General features: G+C 61.0%; 18 protein-coding genes and 1 tRNA gene. 10 read left to right on the forward strand and 9 right to left on the reverse strand.

Going from position 1 to position 16,035, the window contains the following annotated elements:
- Positions 1-9: 9 nt before the first annotated feature.
- From ACRHIG_RS01795 to mscL, 4 genes are read right to left on the reverse strand one after another with little or no spacing between them, the layout of a single operon-like run.
- On the reverse strand, positions 10-351 hold the full coding sequence (locus tag ACRHIG_RS01795; protein WP_489629199.1) for a cupin domain-containing protein: 342 nt from the start codon (positions 349-351) through the stop codon (positions 10-12).
- 18 nt (positions 352-369) lie between these two features.
- The gene (locus tag ACRHIG_RS01800; RefSeq protein WP_489629200.1) at positions 370-1,062 is read right to left on the reverse strand and encodes a DUF2461 domain-containing protein; all 693 of its coding nucleotides are present in this window, start codon (positions 1,060-1,062) and stop codon (positions 370-372) included.
- A gap of 21 nt (positions 1,063-1,083) precedes the next feature.
- The gene (locus ACRHIG_RS01805; RefSeq protein ID WP_071650259.1) at positions 1,084-2,244 is read right to left on the reverse strand and encodes a Do family serine endopeptidase; all 1,161 of its coding nucleotides are present in this window, start codon (positions 2,242-2,244) and stop codon (positions 1,084-1,086) included.
- A gap of 41 nt (positions 2,245-2,285) precedes the next feature.
- Positions 2,286-2,735: a large conductance mechanosensitive channel protein MscL gene (gene mscL, locus ACRHIG_RS01810; RefSeq protein ID WP_489629201.1), complete on the reverse strand. Its 450-nt coding sequence runs from the start codon at positions 2,733-2,735 to the stop codon at positions 2,286-2,288.
- A 413-nt stretch (positions 2,736-3,148) separates the two neighbouring features.
- Between mscL and petA the strand changes: the two genes are divergently transcribed.
- The 8 genes from petA to ACRHIG_RS01850 all read left to right on the forward strand — a co-directional run bounded on the left by petA (position 3,149) and on the right by ACRHIG_RS01850 (position 9,487).
- Complete coding sequence (gene petA, locus ACRHIG_RS01815) at positions 3,149-3,757, forward strand: ubiquinol-cytochrome c reductase iron-sulfur subunit (RefSeq protein ID WP_034753009.1); 609 nt, start codon at positions 3,149-3,151, stop codon at positions 3,755-3,757.
- A 2-nt stretch (positions 3,758-3,759) separates the two neighbouring features.
- Positions 3,760-5,172: a cytochrome b gene (locus tag ACRHIG_RS01820; RefSeq protein ID WP_475415856.1), complete on the forward strand. Its 1,413-nt coding sequence runs from the start codon at positions 3,760-3,762 to the stop codon at positions 5,170-5,172.
- A 36-nt stretch (positions 5,173-5,208) separates the two neighbouring features.
- Complete coding sequence (locus ACRHIG_RS01825) at positions 5,209-5,973, forward strand: cytochrome c1 (protein WP_326457741.1); 765 nt, start codon at positions 5,209-5,211, stop codon at positions 5,971-5,973.
- A 120-nt stretch (positions 5,974-6,093) separates the two neighbouring features.
- On the forward strand, positions 6,094-6,705 hold the full coding sequence (locus ACRHIG_RS01830) for a glutathione S-transferase N-terminal domain-containing protein (RefSeq protein WP_010394154.1): 612 nt from the start codon (positions 6,094-6,096) through the stop codon (positions 6,703-6,705).
- A gap of 209 nt (positions 6,706-6,914) precedes the next feature.
- On the forward strand, positions 6,915-7,427 hold the full coding sequence (locus ACRHIG_RS01835) for a ClpXP protease specificity-enhancing factor (RefSeq protein ID WP_086147887.1): 513 nt from the start codon (positions 6,915-6,917) through the stop codon (positions 7,425-7,427).
- A gap of 26 nt (positions 7,428-7,453) precedes the next feature.
- Positions 7,454-7,529 (forward strand) — tRNA-Thr (locus ACRHIG_RS01840).
- A gap of 485 nt (positions 7,530-8,014) precedes the next feature.
- Positions 8,015-8,593: a Panacea domain-containing protein gene (locus ACRHIG_RS01845; protein ID WP_489629202.1), complete on the forward strand. Its 579-nt coding sequence runs from the start codon at positions 8,015-8,017 to the stop codon at positions 8,591-8,593.
- Between the two features lie 687 nt (positions 8,594-9,280).
- Positions 9,281-9,487, forward strand: coding sequence for a dodecin (locus ACRHIG_RS01850; protein WP_034753599.1), 207 nt, complete (start codon positions 9,281-9,283; stop codon positions 9,485-9,487).
- A 15-nt stretch (positions 9,488-9,502) separates the two neighbouring features.
- Here the strand turns inward: ACRHIG_RS01850 and ACRHIG_RS01855 are convergent, their stop codons facing one another.
- On the reverse strand, positions 9,503-9,814 hold the full coding sequence (locus ACRHIG_RS01855; protein WP_489629203.1) for a hypothetical protein: 312 nt from the start codon (positions 9,812-9,814) through the stop codon (positions 9,503-9,505).
- 161 nt (positions 9,815-9,975) lie between these two features.
- Here ACRHIG_RS01855 and ACRHIG_RS01860 point away from each other — a divergent pair, with 161 nt between their 5' ends.
- Both ACRHIG_RS01860 and ACRHIG_RS01865 read left to right on the forward strand, forming a co-directional pair.
- Positions 9,976-10,350: a hypothetical protein gene (locus tag ACRHIG_RS01860; RefSeq protein WP_475417034.1), complete on the forward strand. Its 375-nt coding sequence runs from the start codon at positions 9,976-9,978 to the stop codon at positions 10,348-10,350.
- Positions 10,351-10,561: 211 nt separating this feature from the next.
- On the forward strand, positions 10,562-11,554 hold the full coding sequence (locus ACRHIG_RS01865; RefSeq protein WP_489629204.1) for an EDSAP-1 family PEP-CTERM protein: 993 nt from the start codon (positions 10,562-10,564) through the stop codon (positions 11,552-11,554).
- 69 nt (positions 11,555-11,623) lie between these two features.
- Here ACRHIG_RS01865 and ACRHIG_RS01870 read toward each other — a convergent pair whose 3' ends face one another.
- Genes ACRHIG_RS01870 through ACRHIG_RS01885 form a run of 4 tightly spaced genes read right to left on the reverse strand, consistent with a single transcriptional unit; the run spans position 11,624 to position 16,006 of the window.
- On the reverse strand, positions 11,624-12,706 hold the full coding sequence (locus ACRHIG_RS01870; RefSeq protein WP_475417036.1) for a LytR C-terminal domain-containing protein: 1,083 nt from the start codon (positions 12,704-12,706) through the stop codon (positions 11,624-11,626).
- An 11-nt stretch (positions 12,707-12,717) separates the two neighbouring features.
- Positions 12,718-13,656 carry a type II secretion system F family protein gene (locus ACRHIG_RS01875; protein ID WP_489629205.1) on the reverse strand — a complete coding sequence of 313 codons (939 nt, stop codon included), beginning with the start codon at positions 13,654-13,656 and terminating at the stop codon, positions 12,718-12,720.
- A gap of 13 nt (positions 13,657-13,669) precedes the next feature.
- Complete coding sequence (locus ACRHIG_RS01880) at positions 13,670-14,647, reverse strand: type II secretion system F family protein (protein WP_475417038.1); 978 nt, start codon at positions 14,645-14,647, stop codon at positions 13,670-13,672.
- Positions 14,648-14,659: 12 nt separating this feature from the next.
- Positions 14,660-16,006 carry a TadA family conjugal transfer-associated ATPase gene (locus ACRHIG_RS01885; protein ID WP_489629206.1) on the reverse strand — a complete coding sequence of 449 codons (1,347 nt, stop codon included), beginning with the start codon at positions 16,004-16,006 and terminating at the stop codon, positions 14,660-14,662.
- Positions 16,007-16,035 lie beyond the last annotated feature (29 nt).

Here is a 16,035-nt window from a genome sequence, read left to right on the forward strand (position 1 = left end):
AGGAAAACCCTAGCGGCCCGCCTTGTGCATGAGTATGGTGAGCAGCAATAAACTGTCTGCGCGCGCTTCCAGCGCGTGCGCCTGGCCGCCGAGCAAATACAGCATCTGCCCCGGCCCCAGCAGGTGCACGCCGCCATGCGCTTCCACCGCCACCTGCCCTTGCAGGCACAGCAGGGTGATTTCACCGAGGACATGATGCTCGGGCATGGTCTTGCCCTTGGGCATACACATGCGGATCAATTCCAGTTCATCCGTCCTGGCCAGCGCGATGGCGGAAAACTGCGACAGGTCGTCGCCATCCCTGCGCAGCACCTCGATCACCTGTCCTGAACTTGCGTGCTCCAGCGCCATCATGTGCTCCTTCGGCAATTACTCGGGGACTTCCTCGGGCTCTTTCGCGCCGCGCATCCACTCGACCAGCGGCCATGCATCCTTCAAGCCTTCCGCCAGGGTCGGCAGCAGTTTTTCCGGTGCGTTGACGGGCAGCGGCACTTCGGTCCAGACAAAAAAGCTCTTCAGCTTGATGAATTCGATATGTTCGGCGTCCGCCTCGAAGCCCTTGGGCGGGCGCTGCAACTTGCCCTCGTTCTGGATGGTGCCGAAACGGGCCTTTAAACGCTTATTTTTCAGCACTTTGGAAAAACCTGGCGCGTCGTTGAGCATATGCTCGCGCAGCGCCTTCAGGCGGCCAGGCGGCGGCATGTATTCGCCGGCGCCGAACAGCAGATTGCCCTGGCCGTCGATCTGCAGATAATACGTGGGACCGCCCGCCTTGCTGGGACGGCGCATGTCGTTCGGCGCGATGGCGGCCGAAAAGCGCGTTTTATAGGGGCTCTTGTCGTGCGCGAAACGCACGTCGCGGTTGATGCGGAACAATGCCTTCTTCGGATTGCAGTATTTCACGGCCGGATCGAACTTGCCGAGTTCAGCAATGAGTGCAGTCACCAAGGCGAGGAATTCCTCACGCAGGATGTCGTAGCGGGGCTTGTTCATGACAAACCAGGGACGGTTGTTGTTGTCGCTCAGCTCACGTAAAAATTGGGTCAAATCACGCACATGCATGTGTCAAATTCCGATCAACAACTATTTGGAAAGCTCTTTCGGGATGGGGCGCTTGCCCACCATCACGTCGAGTGCCGCTTCGCGATTCTTGCGCAGCACCGTCATTTTAGCTTTTTCGCCGGGCGGCAGTTGGGCGATCAGGTTCAGCATTTCCGTCGTGTCGCCGACAGGCTTGCCTTGCACCGTCAACAGGATGTCGCCAGGCACGATGCCCGCCTTGTCGGCCGGGCCGTTGCGCACCACGCCGGCGATGATGGCGCCGCTGGTGCGCTGCAGGTTGAAGCTTTGCGCCAGCTCGGGCGTGATGTCCTGCGTTTCCACGCCGATCCAGCCGCGCACCACGTGGCCATCCTTGATGATGGCTTCCATCACGGTCTTGGCCGTCGAGACGGGAATGGCGAAGCCGATGCCGACGGAGCCGCCGCTTTGCGAATAAATCGCCGTATTGATGCCGATCAAATTGCCGCGCGTATCGACCAGGGCGCCGCCCGAATTGCCGAAGTTAATCGCCGCATCCGTCTGGATGAAGTTTTCAAAGCTGTTGATGTGCAGGTTGTTGCGGCCCAGGGCGGAAATGATGCCCATGGTCACCGTCTGGCCCACGCCGAACGGATTGCCGATAGCCAGCACCACGTCGCCCACGCGCGCCAGTTCCGACTGGCCCAGCACGATGACGGGCAGCTTGTCGAGGTTGATCTTGATCACGGCCAGGTCCGTTTCCGGATCCAGGCCCACCACCTTGGCGGGCGCCTTGCGGCCATCGGTCAGCACCACTTCGATTTCGTCGGCGCCTTCGACCACGTGGTTGTTGGTCAGCACATAGCCTTCATGGCTGACGATGACGCCCGAGCCTAGGCTGTTTTTCAAGTCTTCGTCATCCTCGCCGTCCGGATCGCGGTCGCCGAAGAAACGTTTAAAGAAGGGGTCGCGCGCCAGCGGATGGGCGCCGCGCTTGGGCACTTGCAGGGTGAGGATGTTGACGACGGCGGGCATGGCGCGCGCCGCCGCGTCGCGGTAGGAACCGGGCGCCAGGCTGCTCGACGCCGTTTCCACCACGGGCACCGGCTTGGCGGGAGAGCCCAGCTGCTGTACCCGGCTGGCCGGGCGCAGCGCGCCATACACAAAGTACAGCGCCAACGCGATCGTCACGGTTTGCGCAAACAATAACCAGAATCGTCGCATACAGTTCTCTGCCCAGGTCAGCCGGCCGGTGCCGGAACGGCTTATTTTGCCAGATTGTTGCTGTTGCGTGCGTTCTGCTGCAGGGAGTCACGGATTTCGCGCAGCAGCACGATGTCTTCCGGCGTGGCCGGTGCCGGGGCTGGCGCGACCGGTTCGCTGCGGCGGGCCTTGTTCATCAGGCGCACCATCTGGAAGATGATAAAGGCAAGAATGACGAAATTGAGCAAGATGGTCAGGAAGTTACCGTAGGCCAGCACGGCGCCCGCCTTTTTCGCTTCCACCAGGGTCATCGTCGTCGCCTGGCCATTCAGGGGCAGGTAGTAATTGGCGAAATCGAGGCCGCCGAAAATGCGGCCGATGGGCGGCATGATCACGTCTTGCACCAGGGAATCGACAATCTTGCCGAAGGCGCCACCGATAATGACACCGACCGCCAGATCGACGACGTTACCCTTCATTGCAAATTCTTTAAATTCTTGCATCATTGCCATGAATTTCTCCTTCGGATATGTATAAAAAACATGCCGATCATACTATTGATTCCCAGTGCCACCAACTTGTGGTTGTCGGCAGGACCATTTCGTGCACAGCCGGACGCATCTAGTTCGAAAGAACTAGCCACCTCCTGCAAAAGTATATAAATTATGGTACAAGCAACGTTTTTGTTTGATTCGTTGTTTGCTTCACTTATAATTTGCGGTTGCCAGAAGTGGCTTTTTCACTTCCGGATAATCAACAAGAAACTGGCACGGGCTGCGCCATAGTCCGAAGTTCCGCAGGGATGTTGCCACTTTACCGTACAAAGATGCGGGTTGCGGCAATCAGTGGGATAGAGCTTCGGCGACGGGTTTTTCGCGGCTGCCACTCATAATAAAGATTCGCATTTTGACTGATTGGGGTTTGCATGAGTAACGAAAAGCAGGTCGATTCAGGCCGTCGCGGCTTGCTCGTCGCCACGTGCGCGGCGGGCAGTGTAGTTGGATTGGCAACCGCGGGAGCCTTGGTAAGCACCTTCCAGCCGTCGGAGCGCGCGAAAGCGGCTGGCGCGCCGGTCGAAGTAGACATCACCACCTTGCAACCCGGCGAAATGCGCACCGTCGAATGGCGCGGCAAGCCGGTCTGGATCCTGAAGCGCACGCCGGAAATGATCGCGTCGCTGAAAAAGACCGACGGCAAAGTCGCCGATGCCAATTCCCAGCGCAATCCCGCCGAATTCACGCCGGAATACTGCATGAACGAGGCGCGCTCGATCAAGCCTGAAATTCTCGTCGCCGTCGGCATCTGCACCCACCTGGGCTGCTCCCCTTCCTCGAAATTTGCCCCCGGCCCGCAACCGTCGCTGCCCGATGACTGGGAAGGCGGCTTCCTCTGCCCATGCCACGGCTCCACCTTCGACATGGCAGGCCGCGTGTTCAAGAACAAGCCGGCACCGGACAACCTGCAAGTGCCGCGCCATATGTACCTGAGCGACACCAAATTGCTGATAGGTAAAGACGAGAAAGGCGAGGCTTGATCATGGCTGCTTTCAAAGAAACGAAGTTCCCGGCAGACGCTCCCGCCGCCGAAAAAGCGCTGGGCTGGGTCGATGACCGCTTTCCCCTGACCAAGCTGTGGAACGACCAATGGGGCAAGTACTACGCCCCGAAAAACTTCAATTTCTGGTACATCTTCGGCTCGCTGGCCATGCTGGTGCTGGTCTTGCAGATCGTCACCGGCATCTTCCTGACCATGCACTACAAACCGGATGCGGCCCTGGCCTTCAATTCCGTCGAGTACATCATGCGCGAAGTACCGTGGGGCTGGCTGGTGCGCTACATGCACTCGACGGGCGCCTCCGCCTTCTTCATCATCGTCTACCTGCACATGACGCGCGGCCTGCTGTACGGCTCGTACCGCAAGCCACGTGAGCTGATCTGGCTGTTCGGTTTCGCCATCTTCCTGTGCCTGATGGCCGAAGCGTTCTTCGGCTATTTGCTGCCATGGGGCCAGATGTCGTACTGGGGCGCGCAAGTGATCGTCAACCTGTTCGGCGCCATCCCCTTCATCGGCCCTGACCTGTCGCTGTGGATCCGCGGCGACTACGTCGTGTCCGACGCGACCCTGAACCGCTTCTTCGCCTTCCACGTGATCGCCATCCCGCTGGTCCTGCTGGGCCTGGTTGCAGCGCACTTGATCGCCCTGCATGAAGTCGGCTCCAGCAATCCGGACGGCATCGAAGTGAAGGAAAACCTGGGCGCCGATGGCCATCCGGTCGATTCGATCCCATCGCATCCGTACTACACCGTGCATGACCTGTTCGGCGTCTCGATCTTCCTCGTCATTTTCAGCGCCGTCGTCTTCTTCGCGCCGGAAATGGGCGGTTACTTCCTGGAATACAACAACTTCCTGCCCGGCGATTCGCTGAAGACCCCGCTGCACATCGCGCCAACCTGGTACTTCACGCCGTTCTACTCGGTGCTGCGCGCCACCACGGCCGACTTCATGTACGTGCTGATGGGTGTCGTGGCCGCCTACGTGGTGTTCATCTGGCTCAAGTCGCGCCTGTCGACGACGGTCAAGTCGATCATCGCCGGCATCGCCATCGTCGCCATCATCGGCATGCTGCCGCAGGTGCTCGATGCGAAATTCTGGGGCGTGGTGTTCTTCGGCGGTTCCGTCGTGATCCTGGCGTTCCTGCCATGGCTCGACCATTCGCCAGTGAAATCGATCCGCTACCGTCCGACCTGGCACAAATACATCTATGCCATCTTCGGCCTGTCGTTCCTGATCCTCGGCTACCTCGGGACCCAGGCGCCAACGGATGCGAAAACCATCGTGTCGCAAGTGTGCACCCTGATTTACTTCAGCTTCTTCCTGCTGATGCCATGGTGGAGTGCCATGGGCAAGTTCAAGACCGTGCCGTCGCGTGTGACGTTTCACCCGCACTAAGCCGCTCTCACGCCACGCTCAAAGGACATACATCATATGAAGATTGCAAAAAAACTGCTCGCCATCCTGGCCTTCGTGCCTGCCATGGCTCTCGCCAGCGAAGGCGGCTTTCCGCTGGACAAGGCACCTGACCGCCAGACCAACATGGCGGCGCTGCAGCATGGCGCCAAATTGTTCGTCAATTATTGTTTGAATTGCCACGCCGCCGTGTCGATGCGCTACAACCGCCTGCGCGACCTGGGCTTGACGGAAGACCAGATCAAGAAGAATCTGTTGTTCTCCGGCGATAAAGTCGGCGACCTGATGACGACTTCCCTGGCACCACAGGACGCCAAGGCCTTCTTTGGCGTCGTACCGCCGGATTTGTCGGTAATTTCGCGCGCGAAATCATCTTCCGCTGGCACTGGCGGCGACTACCTGTATACTTACCTGCGTACGTTCTATAAAGACGACACTCGTCCGACCGGCTGGAACAACATGGTCGTGCCGAATGTTGCCATGCCGCATGTATTATGGGAATTGCAAGGTGTCCAGACTGCCAAGTTCGTGGAAGAGAATGATCCGCACGAAGCTGGCAAGAAGATCCACAAATTTGCCGGCTTCGAGCAGGTCAAGCCAGGTACGTTGAACAAGATCGAGTACGACAATGCGGTAGCCGACCTGGTCGGCTACATGGAGTGGATGGCCGAACCGGCACAGCAGACACGCAAGCGCCTGGGCGTCTGGGTACTGCTGTTCCTGTCGGTCTTTGCTCTGCTGGCATGGCGCCTTAACGCGTCGTTCTGGAAGGAAGTCAAATAAGTGAGGCGCCGGCCATAGGCCGGTTTATGCCTGTTTCTGCGTTGTCCGCATGAGTGGACAAGCGACCTGGGGTGAGCCGTTCGCGGCTTCACCCCCTTTGTTTCTAAGGAACTATAAAAAATGATGGTTCTCTATTCGGGTACAACCTGCCCATTTTCGCAACGCTGCCGCCTGGTCCTGTTTGAAAAAGGCATGGACTTCGAAGTGCGCGACGTCGACCTGTTCAACAAACCGGAAGACATTTCGACCATGAACCCGTATGGCCAGGTGCCGATCCTGGTCGAACGCGAACTGATCCTGTATGAATCGAACATCATCAACGAGTACATCGATGAGCGCTTCCCGCATCCGCAACTGATGCCGGCCGATCCGCTGATGCGTGCCCGCGCGCGCCTGATGCTGTTCAATTTCGAAAAAGAACTGTTCGTGCACGTGCACGTGCTGGAAAGCGAACGCGCCAAGAGCAACGACAAGGCCCACGACAAGGCACGCGCGGAAATCCGCGACCGCCTGACGACACTGGCGCCGCTGTTCCTGAAAAACAAGTACATGCTGGGCGACGAATTCTCGATGCTCGACGTGGCTGTCGCGCCGCTGCTGTGGCGCCTGGACCACTACGGCATCGAACTGTCGAAGACGGCTGCACCGCTGATGAAATACGCCGAACGCATCTTCTCGCGTCCCGCGTATATCGAAGCACTCACTCCTTCGGAAAAAGTGATGCGCCGCTAAAAGATATCCCCATAAAGCTGCTGCGCAGCCGCTCTCGACTTGGCGTTACTCGCCGTACTCAAGTACGGCTGCGTTACTCAAGCCGATATCGGGCTTGCTCGCGACGCTTTCTGGGGCATCTTGGATTCTTTCCAGTTGCTCTGTTTCATTGAACTACCGGTGCGCCCGCCATTTGTTGCCGGCGGCGCTCCCGCCTCACAGTGCCTACCATGTCTGAAATCTCAACCAAACCTTATATGCTGCGCGCCATCTACGAGTGGTGCACCGACAGCGGCTACACGCCTTATCTCGCGGTCAAAGTCGATTCGCGCACCACGGTACCGATGGAATACGTGAAAAAGGGCGAAATCGTGCTCAACATCAGCTTCGGCGCCACCAGCGGCCTGAAGATGGACAACGACGCCATCCGCTTCCACGCCCGCTTTGGCGGCGTCTCGCGCGAAATCTATGTGCCGGTCGACAACGTGATGGCCATCTACGCCAACGAAAACGGCCAGGGCATGGCCTTCGAGCCCGTGCTGGGCAACGATGATCCCGACGCGCAACCGACGGACAGCCCCGCCTCGGCCGACGTCCCGCCGCCCGTGCTCGCCCCCGCCAGCAGCGCTCCGACCCTGTCGTCCGTACCGGCCAGCTCCCCCGAACAACGCGACAACGCCACGCCCGGCGACGACGAGCCGCCAAAAAAAGGCGGCCGCCCGACCCTGACACGCATTAAATAGCGTATAATTCGCAACGCGCAGTTTTTGCCGACTTAGCTCATTTGGTAGAGCAGTTGATTTGTAATCATCAGGTGGCCAGTTCGAAACCGGCAGTCGGCACCAAGAATATCAAGGGCTTACAGAAATGTAAGCCCTTTTCTTTTGGACCAGTAGCAAGCAAGTGACAACGCCAACTTATAGTTGCGCCTCTCTTGATTGCAAACAATCACACCTCACGTACTACTTTCCAGCGTGGCTTCTTGTCGACGTTCCCGGCAAAGATAGGCATCAATCAGTGTGGTTTCCAGGCTGGTGCACGGTGGAACCCTTTTTGCCGCATGACGACATGCAGAAGCACGTTGGCCGACCGCCCCGTCTAGCGGCAAAGCCATCCAGCCGATACGCTGCTGCTTATCGATTTCGTTTGACAATTATCAAAATTACTGTACGTTTATACAGTTAAACTGATTTCATCCACTTTCCGCACATGTTGCATGGGCCAGAGCGTCATGCATGGCAATATGTTGACAGCGATGTACTTTGTGCGTAGATTGATCTCGAATAGCTATCCAAATTGCTCAAAATTGATGCGATGGAGGCTCAAAATTATGCAAAACTTATACTCCGAAAAGAAAGCCGCGCAGGTTGCCGCTTACTTCCTATTCCAAGCCCAAGGCCGCCTTCCTGTACTTAAGCTGATGAAGTTGCTTTATCTAGCAGAGCGGCGCTCATATGAGATGTACGGCGGTCCGATCATTGGCGACAAACTTGTTTCTATGGATCACGGACCTGTTCTGTCTCAAACATTGAATCGCATTAACGGCATGTCCTCATCTGAAGATAATGGGTGGGATGCGTGGATCGCGGATCGTGAGGATCATGCTGTGGCTTTGCGTGACGGAAGTCGGATTCGCTCGCCAGAGCAAGACCTTCTGGAATTATCTGAAGCCGAGTTTGAAGTTCTCGCAGAAACTTGGAAAGATTTTGGTCATTTGAGCAAATATCAGATTCGCGACCTCACTCACAAAATTTGCCCTGAGTGGGAAGATCCTGAAGGCTCATCAGTACCCATCACATTAGAAAAATTGTTCGAAGTACTTAAATTCAATAATGAACAAACACGGTTACTGAAAAAACAATTACGCGAGCAGCAGGCGATCAACGCCGCTTTTACATCGGCGGCATGATGCCCGGCTGGTTACCTCGAGCCAAGGAAACACTACTCATACCATCTGGCCCTGGTGGTTTGTTTCATTTATTTGTAGTACTAAATGACCCAGCGCCCATTGATGGCTATCCTGACAATATGTGCGCGTTGGTATGCGTTTGTTCGACCTATCCGAACGTCCCGTTCGATGCAACTTGCGAGCTTCAGGTCGGAAGCCATCCTTTCGTAGAGCATCACAGTCACATCGCCTACAAGCATACTCGACTGGAGCCTGCGGCAACATTGTCGCAATTGGTGGAGAGCGGGGTATTTCGTGTGCACCGTCCTTGCGGAGACCCGCCTTTTTCAGAGATCAAAGCCGGGCTGAATGCATCGAAGTTCACGAAGGGTGCCTTCAAACGACTACCGATTTAGTTGTGTAGCTAACCTTTTTCTTCCCAGGCGCCTGCAGGATGCTCATCGCGCCCCGAAGTGAGCGCATAGCGTGGGACGCAACGCGGACTATCTCCACCCACACGCCAACAAAACCAACTGAAGTCCTGGCTTTAACCGGCAGCAATGTTGCCAGCATGATGGCAGCCTTCGCCAGATTCGCAATCGCCTTGCTGCACCGCGCAATGACTATCAGCACGTTTAGGCGCAAGATGGGCACGTGCCTGCGCAAAGCAGGCTCCCGATGTCTGGCTTGCCTACCTGGGGAAATATCATGTCCGCACACACTTACAAGCTGATCGAACTGGTGGGAACGTCGACCGAAAGCAGCGATCAGGCGATACGCGATGCCATTGCCAAGGCGGCGCTGACAGTCAAGCACATGGACTGGTATGAGGTGACGGAATCGCGCGGCCATATCGTCGATGGCAAGGTGGCGCATTTCCAGGTCACGCTCAAGGTCGGCTTCCGGCTCGAATAGCGTACTGCGGCGCGTTCAGCGCCGTCCAGGCACTCCCCGGCTCTCCAGCCACTCCCGGCCGCCGGCCTCCAGCGCGGCCTCGATCACCTTTTCCGGCAAGCTGTACACGGTCGCCCAGCTGGCGCGGCCGTCCTGCGTGTTGGCGGGAAAGCTGTGCGTTTCGATGGGCCAATGGTATTTGCGTTTCAGCGCTTTCACGATGGCGGCCAGCGAGACGCGGCCTTGCAGCGGTTCGGCGCCGGACTGGTCGCGGTTCGACAGCAGCACGGCCAGGACCTGGCCGCGGCCCGTGCGTGCGCCGGGGAAGGTGGGGGTTTTGTTTGCCATCGCCTATTCTACCGGGCAATGATGAGGCCAGAGACGATGTGCCGCACCTTTGATCTGACGCAAGCGCCGCAGCGGCTTTCCAGCCACGATGACCATTTCGCCAGGCGTGCCAGCCCCCTTTTGGCAGCCTGGGCTTGATACCAGGGGCACAGGAGAACATCATGCACAGCCTGAACATCCACGCCATGCAATGGCAGCCCGTCGCCGATATTTCCGCCGTCGACCCGCTGCTGCCCGACGACCTGGCCTGCTTTCGCGAACTGCGCGACGTGCTGCAGCGCTATGGCGCGCTCGACCGCTTCGGCATTTCCCTGATCCACCGCCATTTCGACATCGCCGACGACGAAGAGCTGATGGAGTACACGGACGCGGCAACCCGCACCTTGACGGTGAAACCTGTCAAGAAAAGCGACATCGACTGGCAGCACACGACGATTACCAACTGGAAATTGACGGAAGGCGAGGAAGTGGCGCGCATCGGCTGCGGCTGCGCGCGCAATTCGGGCGGCCACCTGGGCTATCACCGGGGTACCTGAGGCTGGCCGATGCCGCCCGCCAGGCGGCGTCGGCCTTTCTTACACTTTGCTTCCACCAGCTCAGTCCGTTTTACGCAAGCGTTTGATTTGAAATGCTTTTTTTGTGTGGCACGCAAGCTGCTTATCACTGTCTACGAGATGAATCCAGGAAAGTCATTCTGGATTCTTTATCCCCCGGATTTTCCGAGACTGACTACGATAAGAGGCTGCGATGAACGTCGATCACACACGAAGCAAGACCCTGGGCTGGCTGGGCGCACTGGCGGCGGCAAGCCTGCTGGCCAGCGGTCAGGCGCAGGCCGGCGCGTACGGTCTGGCCGTCAACGAATTGAACAATTTCCGCATCACCACCAGCGCCGGCGCGCTGTCGCTGGCCGGCGCCAACCGCAACGCCAGCGACAGCGCCTTTTTCCAGGGCGGCGTGGCCGTCAATCCGCGCGCCGTCAATACGGGCCCGGCCGCCAATGCCGACGTGCTGCAAGTGTGTTCGGGCGGCGGCTGCAGCGGCTTGCCGCAAAATAACTACGCACCCAGCCCCAGTTCCACGCTGGAATTCGCGCGCGGCGATGCGCATGCCTTCGGCAACATGCTCAACGGCACCGGCTCGACCGTGAGCGCCGTGGCGGAAGCACAGCGCAACACGGTGGGCGCCGCCACGGCCACGGCTGGCGACACGCTGACCGGCTCCGTCAACCTGACCCTGTCGAGCGCCGGCTTCATCACCTTCAGCTTTATGGGACGGCGCGACCTGCGCACCAGCGTGACGACCATGGGCGACAAGTCGAACGTGTCGATCATGGATATCTTCAATATCTCGTGCAATACCGCCAGTCCCGTCGGCTGCCTGTCGAATGCGAATGCCGACGGCGTGATCTTCCAGTTCGCGCCCGACGGCGATGCCAACAATGGCAGCGACGTCAACGGCAACCATACGGTCGGCAGCCTGGACCCGTTCAGCCTGAACATGACGGCCGGCACCAACGATCCCGCCACCTCGCGCGCCTTCACGAATGGCTTCGCGATGTTTTCCCTGACGTCGAATTTCGCCCTGCCCGCCGGCAGCTATACCTTGAACTTCTCCAAGTCCACGCGCACCGACATCGTCGTCATCGAACCCTTGCAAGTGCCGGAGCCAGGCACCCTGTTCCTGCTGGGCACGGGACTGGCCGGCCTCGCCTTCACGCGCCGCCGCCAGCCGAAATAAACACTGGCACGCTCAAAAACACGCGGCGCCCGCCAAGGCGCCGCGTGTTTTTATGCCAGCCGATGCGTGTTAACCGAGCCGTGCCAGCGCCTGGCGGGCCAGCTGCAATTGCTGCAGATAATAGCGGTGCAGCATGGCGGGGTCGCTCAGGTCGTGTCCCAGTACCAGGCGCAGCTCGCTGGCAGGGCAGTCGGCGGCCTGGATCGGCACCTGGGTCTGCACCTGCGTTCCCAGCTGACGGGCCAGCTGGCGCGCCGCCTGTTCCTGCGCGGGCCGGTATTCGACGCGCGTGCGCGCCACCTGGAAGCTGCCTGCATTGGCCAGGCGCACCACCTGCACGGGCGTGCCGGCCAAGCTGCGCGCCAGCGCGGCGGCCAGGCCGGGCACGCCGTTGCCGTTCACAATTTCCAGGCGCGGATGCGGCGCGCCAGCCACAGGCACAGGCGCGGCGGGCAGCAACGCGCTAGCGGGCAGGCTGCGCACCGCCGCCGGCACGCGCCGCAGCTGGGCCATGCCATCGCTCTGCGTGATCTCCACGCGCGCCATCGCGGGCGCATCCGGTACCGGCGCGGGCGCGGGCGCGGACTGCGGCGCCGCCTCGCCGCGCAAGACGGCCATGTCGCGCCGCACATCGTGTTCCCGCAAGCTGGCCGCCTGGCGCCGCATGACGGCCGCGCGCTCGTGCTGTCCCAGCCGCTCCAGTACCTGCGCCAGGTGCTGCCAGGCCAGCGCATTGAGCGGATCGAGCAGGCATGCCTGTTCCAGCGCAGTCAACGCTTGCGCATCGCGTCCGCTTAAATAATAGGCATGACCGAGATTGCTGAACAGATAGGCCTGCCGCGGCCGCGCCATGCCCGCCTCCTGCGTCAACGCCTGCCACTGGGCAATGGCGGCAGCGTGCTCGCCGCGCTGCGCGTGCAGCACGGCCAGGCCATTGCGCGCGTCCACATGACGCGGCGCATGGCGCAGGGCTTGCTCGTAGGCCGCTTGCGCCGCAGGCAGGTCGCCCCGCTCGAAATGCTGGCGCCCTGCCGCATAGGCGGCATCGGCGTCGGGCCACTGCGGCACCGGTGCATGGGCCAGTTGCGTGGTGCAGGCGGCCAGGCCCAGGCAGGCGCAGGCGGCGGCCAGGCGGGAAATCGTCAAGCGCATGGTGACTCCTTTCAGCGGCTGGCCATGGCCGGCACGAGCACGCGATAGACTTCGATCACGGCCGGCCCCATGAGCACCAGCATCAGGGTGGGAAAGACGCAAAAGATCAGCGGGAACAGCAGTTTCAGGGCGATCTTCGCCGCCGCCTCCTCGGCCAGCAGGCTGCGCTTGCCGCGCAGGTTTTCCGAATGCACGCGCAGCGAGTCGCCCATGCTGGTGCCGAAGCGTTCCGACTGGATCAGCATGGCGACGAGGGTGTCGACGTCTTCCACGCCGCTGCGCAGGGCCAGGTTGCGCAGCGCCTTTTCCTTGGAAAAGCCGGCGCGCATTTCCATCAGCACCAGTTGCAATTCCTGCGCCAGCACCACGCTCTTGATGTGGATTTCGCCCGACACCTTCACCAGCGCGCGCTCCAGGCTCAGGCCCGCTTCCACGCATACGGTCAGCAAGTCGAGCGCGTCGGGGATGTTTTCAAAGATGTCGCGCTGGCGCCGCTTGGCCGTGCTGGCCAGCACCAGGTTGGGCAGGTAATAGCCGACAGTGGCGCTGACGCACAGCAGCAGCAACAGCACGCTGCGCAGCTGCGCCGCCATGGCGCTGGCCGCATACAAACCCAGCACGGTGGGAAACAGCAGGGCCAGCACGGTTTTCGCGGCAAAGTACAGGGCCGGCGCACTGGCCTGGCGCCAGCCCGCGTTCATGAAGCGCGTGCGCAGCGGCGAGCGCTCCCAGCCCTCTTCCGGCAGCGACAGCTTGCTGAACGGCTGCGCCACGCGCACCACGCGCTCCACCCAGCCAGTATCGGCCACCGCCTCGCTGGCGGCCGGCGCCATGGCGCCGAACAGGCGCTGACGCAAGGCGCCGGGAAAGAAGATCAGCCACGCCAGCAGGGCCAGCGCCACCACCACGGCGAAGACGATCAACAAGAACAGCAGTTGTGCACCGCTCATGCCACCTCCGGTTTTATATCCTGATACGTATCACATTGCGCATCCACACCACGCCCAGCGCCACCATGCCAGCCGCGTACCACAGCAGCTTGATGCCGCTGGGATCGGTCCACAGCAGGCGGATGTATTGCGGGTTGACCAGCGCCATGACGCCGATCATCACCACCGGCATCAGCCCCAGCACCCAGGCCGACATGCGCCCCTCGGCCGACAGCACGCGCACCTGGCCCAGCAGTTTTAGCCGGGCGCGGATGATGCGCGCGATGCTGACCAGCACCTCGGCCAGATTGCCGCCCGATTCGCGCTGCACCAGCACGGCAATGACGAGGTAGCGCAAGTCCGTCAGCGGAATGCGCGCGGCCAGGTTTTGCAGCGCCTCGTTCATCGGCACGCCGTAATTGATCTCTTCGTGCGCCATCTTGAATTCGCCGCTGATCGGCTCATTGAGCTCATCGCCCACCATCTGCAGCACATTCGAAAACGAATGCCCGGCGCGCAGCGCGCGGGCCAGGAAATCGGCCGCCTCCGGCAGTTGCGCCTCGATCTTTTTCAGGCGGGCCGCGCGCGCGCGCAGCACCAGCAGGCACGGTGCGCTCACGGCGACGGACAGCAGCAGCAAGGCGCCGGGCAAGGGCATGGACCAGGCAGCCAACAGCAGCAAGGCCGCCAGCAGCAGGGCGCCGCTGCCGCCCAGGAACTGCGCCACCGACCAGGACAAGCCCGATTGCAGCAGCAGCCGGTCCAGCCGCGCCGCCTGCGGCAGGCGCCGCAGCAGGCGCTCCAGGCCAGGCGAACGCGCATAGCGGCGCTGCTTGAGGATGGAGACCCGCTCGCCGCCGCCCTCGCCGCGCGCCGCCATCAGCCGCAAGCGCCGGTTGATGCGCCGCGCCGCGCTGCCGTGCGTGCCCGACCACCACAGCCAGGCGCCTTCCACCATCAGGATGCAGGCGGCGAACAGCAGCACGGCAAAGCCGTAGAAGACCAGGTCCATGATGCGCCCCCTCTATTCGTAGATGCGGTCGGGATCGAAGACGCTGTCCGGCACCGGCGCGCCGAACATGCGCAGGCGCTCCGTAAAGCGGGGACGCACGCCCGTGGCGCAGAAATGGCCCTGCACCTTGCCGTCGGCATCGACGCCCGTCTGCTCGAAGCGGAAGATTTCATGCATGGCGATGATGTCGCCTTCCATGCCCGTCACCTCCTGCAGGCTGACCAGCTTGCGCCCGCCGTCCGTCAGGCGCGACACTTGCATCACCACCGTCACGGCCGAACAGATCTGCTGGCGCGTGGCACGCGGCGTCAGGTTCACATTGGCCATGCCGACCATGTTTTCCAGCCGCGCCAGCGCGTCGCGCGCCGTGTTCGAGTGGATGGTCGCCAGCGATCCCTCATGGCCCGTGTTCATCGCCTGCAGCATGTCGAGCGCCTCGGCGCCGCGCACCTCGCCCAGGATGATGCGGTCGGGCCGCATGCGCAGCGCATTGCGCACCAGCGCCCGCTGCGACACTTCCCCCTTGCCCTCGATATTCGGCGGGCGCGTTTCCAGGCGCACCACGTGCGGCTGGCGCAGCGCCAGTTCGGCCGCATCCTCGATGGTGACGATGCGCTCGCTGCCGGGAATGAAGCCGGACAGCACGTTGAGCAGGGTCGTCTTGCCGCTGCCCGTGCCGCCCGAGATCAGGATGTTGACCTTGGCCTGCCCCAGCGCCTGCAGCACCTGCACCATGGGCGGCGTCAGGCTTTTGTAGTCGAGCAGGTTGGCGATCGTCAAAGGCTGCACGGCAAAGCGCCGGATCGATAAAATCGGGCCGTCGACGGCCAGCGGCGGGATGATGGCGTTGACGCGCGAACCGTCGGGCAGGCGCGCGTCGACCATCGGGCTCGATTCATCGACCCTGCGCCCCACGCGCGAGACGATCTTTTCGATGATCTTCATCAGGTGCGCATTGTCGTGGAAGGTCACGTCCGTCAGCTGCAGCCGCCCGCCCCGCTCCACATACACCTTGTCGCAGGTGTTGACGAGGATATCGGACACGCTGGCGTCGGCCAGCAACGGTTCGAGCGGGCCAAAGCCCAGCATCTCGTGCTGGATGTCGAGCACCAGGCTATGCCGCTCGTGCTGGTTCAGCACGATGCGCTCTTCCTCGATCACGCGCTGCACCAGCAGCGCCAGCTCGTGCTTGAACTGCTCCGCCGTCAGGCGCTTCAGCCGTTCCAGGTCGATACGGTCGAGTATCGTCTGGTGCATGGTTTTCTTCAGTTCCTGGTAGGCGTGCAGCGCCAGCGCGCCTTGTCCATGCGTGGCGGGGCGCACCGTCTCATTTGCCGCCAGGCGTTCGCGTAAAGTCATCTCGGCTCCCATGATGGCCCCCGGCGGGA

This window comes from Janthinobacterium sp. C22, assembly GCF_057919405.1.